Annotated in this window: 5 protein-coding genes; 2 read left to right on the forward strand and 3 right to left on the reverse strand. The window is 59.1% G+C overall.

Annotated features, from left to right (window positions below):
* Positions 1 to 173: 173 nt before the first annotated feature.
* Positions 174 to 1,442, reverse strand: coding sequence for a UDP-N-acetylglucosamine 1-carboxyvinyltransferase (gene murA / locus RDN59_RS11510; protein ID WP_308607957.1), 1,269 nt, complete (start codon positions 1,440 to 1,442; stop codon positions 174 to 176).
* A 21-nt stretch (positions 1,443 to 1,463) separates the two neighbouring features.
* A complete protein-coding gene (gene ramA, locus RDN59_RS11515; RefSeq protein ID WP_046649294.1) occupies positions 1,464 to 2,303 on the reverse strand; it encodes an acetate metabolism transcriptional regulator RamA in 840 nt (279 codons plus the stop codon).
* Positions 2,304 to 2,556: 253 nt separating this feature from the next.
* Between ramA and cysK the strand changes: the two genes are divergently transcribed.
* Positions 2,557 to 3,495 (forward strand): cysteine synthase A, encoded by a 939-nt coding sequence (cysK, locus tag RDN59_RS11520; protein ID WP_308607959.1) that lies wholly within the window; start codon positions 2,557 to 2,559, stop codon positions 3,493 to 3,495.
* Positions 3,496 to 3,615: 120 nt separating this feature from the next.
* A complete protein-coding gene (gene epsC / locus RDN59_RS11525) occupies positions 3,616 to 4,179 on the forward strand; it encodes a serine O-acetyltransferase EpsC (protein ID WP_308607958.1) in 564 nt (187 codons plus the stop codon).
* Positions 4,180 to 4,197: 18 nt separating this feature from the next.
* On the opposite strand, the gene RDN59_RS11530 is transcribed toward epsC, so the two are convergent.
* Positions 4,198 to 4,500, reverse strand: a complete 303-nt coding sequence (locus RDN59_RS11530) for a GNAT family N-acetyltransferase (protein WP_308607960.1) — start codon at positions 4,498 to 4,500, stop codon at positions 4,198 to 4,200.
* Positions 4,501 to 4,646 lie beyond the last annotated feature (146 nt).

The following is a 4,646-nucleotide window of genomic DNA, read 5'->3' on the forward strand; positions in this document are numbered from 1 at the left end:
CAACCAAAGTCAAACCCGCCGAACAAACATTGCCCGAACATCTACCACCAGTTAACCAAACGGCTACCTCGCGGCGACCTCGATAAATATACGCACACCCCCAACAAACAACAAATCCCCAGGTAATACACCGAAACGGTGCATTACATGGGGACGTCGCCAAGCACTGCTGCCTAGTAGTGCTCTTCCTCCTGAGTGCGCTCGATGGTCGCCCCCAGCGCTTGCAGGTTCTCTACAAAATTGGGATAGCCGCGATCGATGTGGAAGACATCGTGGACGGTAGTCGTCTCATCGGCACAGAGTGCAGAGAGCACCAACCCGGCGCCCGCGCGGATGTCGGAGCTCCAGACATGCGTTGAAGACAACCGCTCCTGGCCACGGATGACCACATGGTGGCCATCCACCTGAGCGTCAGCGCCGAGGCGCAACATCTCATCGACGAACCGGAAACGGGACTCGAACACGTTCTCCGTAATGATGGAGGTGCCTTCCGCAACCGCGGACAATCCAATAGCGATGGGCTGAAGGTCCGTTGGAAAGCCCGGGTAAGGCAGCGTTTGGTAATCCACGGCGGTGGGGCGCCCATCCATACGCACGCGGAAGCCGTTGACATAGTCCTCAATATCGGCACCGGCCGACTTGAGCTTTTCCAAAGGCAGGTGCAGGTGCTTGGGAGCGATGCCGCCCACCGTAATATCCCCGCGCGTCATGACTGCGGCATAGGCCCACGTCCCGGCCACGATGCGGTCACCGATGACCTCGTGTTCCGTCGGCTGGAGCTTGTCCACACCGCGAATCGTGATGGTGGACGTGCCTTCACCAGTGATGTCAGCACCCATTTCCTTAAGCATTAGGCAAAGGTCGACGATTTCCGGTTCGCGGGCGGCGTTGTGGAGCTGAGTTTCGCCGTCAGCAAGCACGGCAGCGGTAAGAATATTCTCTGTGGCGCCCACAGAGGGGAAATCGAGCTTGATGCTTGCACCGTGGAGGTGGTCAACCTCCGCCACCACGGCACCGTGCTCGATACGCGTGCTCGCACCCATTTTTTCGAGTCCGGACTGGTGCATGTCCAAGGGGCGGGATCCGATGGCATCGCCACCCGGCAAAGCCACCTTGGCATGACCACACCGCGCCGTCAACGGTCCTAGCACGCACACAGATGCGCGGAACTGCCTCACGGCGTCGAAGTCTGCGTTGGAGTGCAATTGGGCCGGCGTGGTGATGTGCACGGTGTGGCCATCGATCTCCACTGTGCAGCCAAGGCCTTCGAGAACCTTGCGCATCAGTGGAACATCAAGGATTTCGGGACAGTTGGTCAGCGTGGTTGTGCCCTCCGCCAACAGTGCCGCAGCCATCAGCTTCAACACACTGTTTTTGGCACCATCGACCTTGACGGTGCCCTGCAGGCGCGCCCCACCGGAGACAATAAATTGGTCTTTCACGCCCACCCAACTTACCTACAATTAGGGCAGCGCGCCGATACGACGGGCCGCATTGACTGCTTCATAGCGGGTGTGGGCACCCAATTTGCGCATGACAGAACGCAGATAAGACTTCACCGTTTCGGCTCCGATGCCCATTTCTTCTGCCGCCTCAACGTTGGTATGCCCCAACGCCACGCAAGACAAAACATCGAGCTCGCGCGCAGACAACTTGGTGGTCTGCTTCACGCGCACCGGGGAGACCATCTGGTCACAGAGGGCTTCCAATTCCTTACGGAGGTCCTCATCGTTGACGCGATTAGCCAGCATCCGCAGCTTGGAGTGCGTCGAGCGTACCTGCTCCCATTCGGCGCCGTTCATCACATGACCGCGAGCGGCTCCGCCTTTACCCCCATCGGCGCGGCGCAGTGCGGAATTAACCGCTAAATCCTGCTCGAGGCAGCGGGCGGTCATGGTGACCTCCTCGATGACCTTGTCACCCAAGCGGACCGGCGAATGAACACCAACATAAAGAACACCGCGGATCTCACGCTGCACAGTCACCGGCACCGCCACGATGGAGTGCAGTCCCTCATCCTGGATGTAGCGGTCGTTCTCGTGGCTGATCGTCGTGGCGCGGGTGTAGTCGGATACGCCTACCGCGCGACGAGTGCTGACAACGCGCCCGCCGACGCCCACATTCGCGTCAATCACCAAGTTCTGCAAGGCCGGGGTACGCAGACCTACCCAGTGGGTAATCTGCAGACGATTATCCGGCAGCAAGGTTCCGTACATCGTGACGGGAATTCCCGTTGCGGTCTTCAGCGACGACAGCGCTGCGCGTACGGCTTCGTCATCATCCTTGAGTCGGTGCGGCTCCATGAGACTCTCTCTTACTCGGGGGTAACCAGCAGGTGCACCCACATTCCCCGCCTGAAACGGGGGTAGGTGAACACTATTTGCGAAGTATAACCGTCCGACGGGGGTAATTCTAAATCGCACCGCGGCCTACTCCGTCACCCCAAATCCCACATATCATGCCCGAATGCTCTGTTCAGAATTTATATACCACTTTGTCTAGTAGCGGGGTGTAAGGTGTCTGCTGTACATCGGAAGTTATTTACAAGGAGTCCACATCGTGGCTGTATACGACAACATTCTAGAAACCATCGGCGGAACCCCGCTGGTCCGCCTCAACCGCCTGACCGAGGGCCTCGGCGCTGAGGTGCTCGTAAAGGTTGAGTCCTTCAACCCCGCAAATTCCGTCAAGGACCGCATCGCCAAGGCGATTGTCGACACCGCCGTGGAATCCGGCGAGCTGAAGCCGGGCGGCACCATTGTTGAAGCCACCTCCGGCAACACCGGTATTGGCTTGGCGCTCGTCGGCGCAGCCCAGGGCTACAAGGTCATCCTCACCATGCCGGAGACCATGTCTAACGAGCGCAAGGTGCTGCTGCGCGCTTATGGCGCTGAAATCGTGTTGACCCCGGGCGCTGCCGGCATGAAGGGTGCCGTAGAGAAGGCCAACGAAATTATTGCCGAAACCCCCAACGCCATCCTGGCTTCCCAGTTCGCTAATGAAGCAAACCCGAAGATCCACGAGGCAACCACGGGCCCCGAGATCTGGGACGACGCTGAGGGCAAGGTTGACGCCTTCGTCGCCGGCGTCGGCACCGGCGGCACCGTCACCGGTGTTGGCCGCTACCTGCGCTCCCAGAACCCGGATACCTACTTGGTAGCCGTAGAGCCTTCCGACTCCCCCGTCCTGTCCGAGGGCAAGGCAGGCCCGCACAAGATCCAGGGCATCGGAGCTAACTTCGTCCCGGAGGTTCTGGACCGCGAGATCCTCAACGAGGTTCTCACCGCCACCACCGAGGAATCTGTCTCCACTGCCCGCAAGCTGGCCACCGAGGAGGGCCTGCTCGTCGGTATTTCCTCCGGTGCCAACGTCTCTGCGGCACTCAAGCTGGCTGCTCGTGACGAGTTCAAGGGCAAGACCATCGTCGTTGTCGCCCCAGACTTCGGTGAGCGCTATGTCTCCACCATCCTCTTCGAGGACATTCGCGAGGCCTAAAGAAAACGCTTACGTGGCTTTCCACGGGACGTCGCCAAGCACGGCGCCGTGGTGAGCCCCCCGAATAAAAGCGCCCTCTGTGCTAGGGGGCGCTTTTTCTTTCTGGATAGGATGGTTCGCATGCACATCTTGAAGATGATTCGTGAAGACCTCGCCAACGCACGCGAGCATGATCCGGCCGCGCGCGGCGACGTCGAAAATGCTGTGGTCTACTCCGGCCTCCACGCCATTTGGGTGCACCGCATTGCCCACCGCATGTGGAAGCGTGGCTGGCGCGGGCCGGCACGCATCTTGGCCCAGGTGAACCGCTTCTTCACCGGAATTGAGATCCACCCCGGCGCCACGATTGGTCGGCGCTTCTTCATTGACCACGGCATGGGCATCGTCATTGGTGAGACCGCCGAGATCGGGGATGGCGTTATGCTCTACCACGGTGTCACGCTCGGAGGCCAGGTTCTCACGCAGACAAAGCGCCACCCAACGATTGGGGATAATGTGACCATCGGCGCCGGCGCAAAAGTACTAGGACCCATCACCATCGGTGAAGGCTCCGCGGTAGGCGCTAACGCCGTAGTGACGAAAGATGTGCCCGCGTATCACACTGCTACGGGTATTCCCGCTAAGAACCGTCCTCGCAAGAAGGACGAACGAATCAAGCTGGTGGACCCGGACTACTACATCTAAGGGCAGCCGACTCCGTATTTAGAGGTTGCCCTCACGGCTAGTCAGGCGCTGGTATTCCGGGTTCTTCTCAATAAACCGCGCCACGGCGCTACACGTTGGGATAACTTGGCGGCCTACCGTCGAGTCATCATCCAACGCCGCCTTAATCAGCGGTTTGGACAGGCCTTGGCCTTGAAAAGACTCAAAGATTTCCGTGTGCGTAAATTCGCGTGTGGTGGCGGAATCACTGTATTCAGCGAAGCCTGCTTCCTCGCCATCGACGGTAATCACGAAACGGGAACGATCGGTTTGGTGCGCAACTGAAGTAGTCATGGTGCCCATTAAACCAAAAAGCAGCAGACCAGGCTTAAGGGACATTTCGTGTGGATAAACCGGTACGGATTTCCGGGGCAGCCTGGGATAATGCGGTGATCTTGATTTTGAATCGGTTCCAACAGCCCGATCGATGAAATCAACACCGGATAGTC

Source organism: uncultured Corynebacterium sp. (assembly GCF_902489365.1).
Taxonomy (GTDB): domain Bacteria; phylum Actinomycetota; class Actinomycetes; order Mycobacteriales; family Mycobacteriaceae; genus Corynebacterium.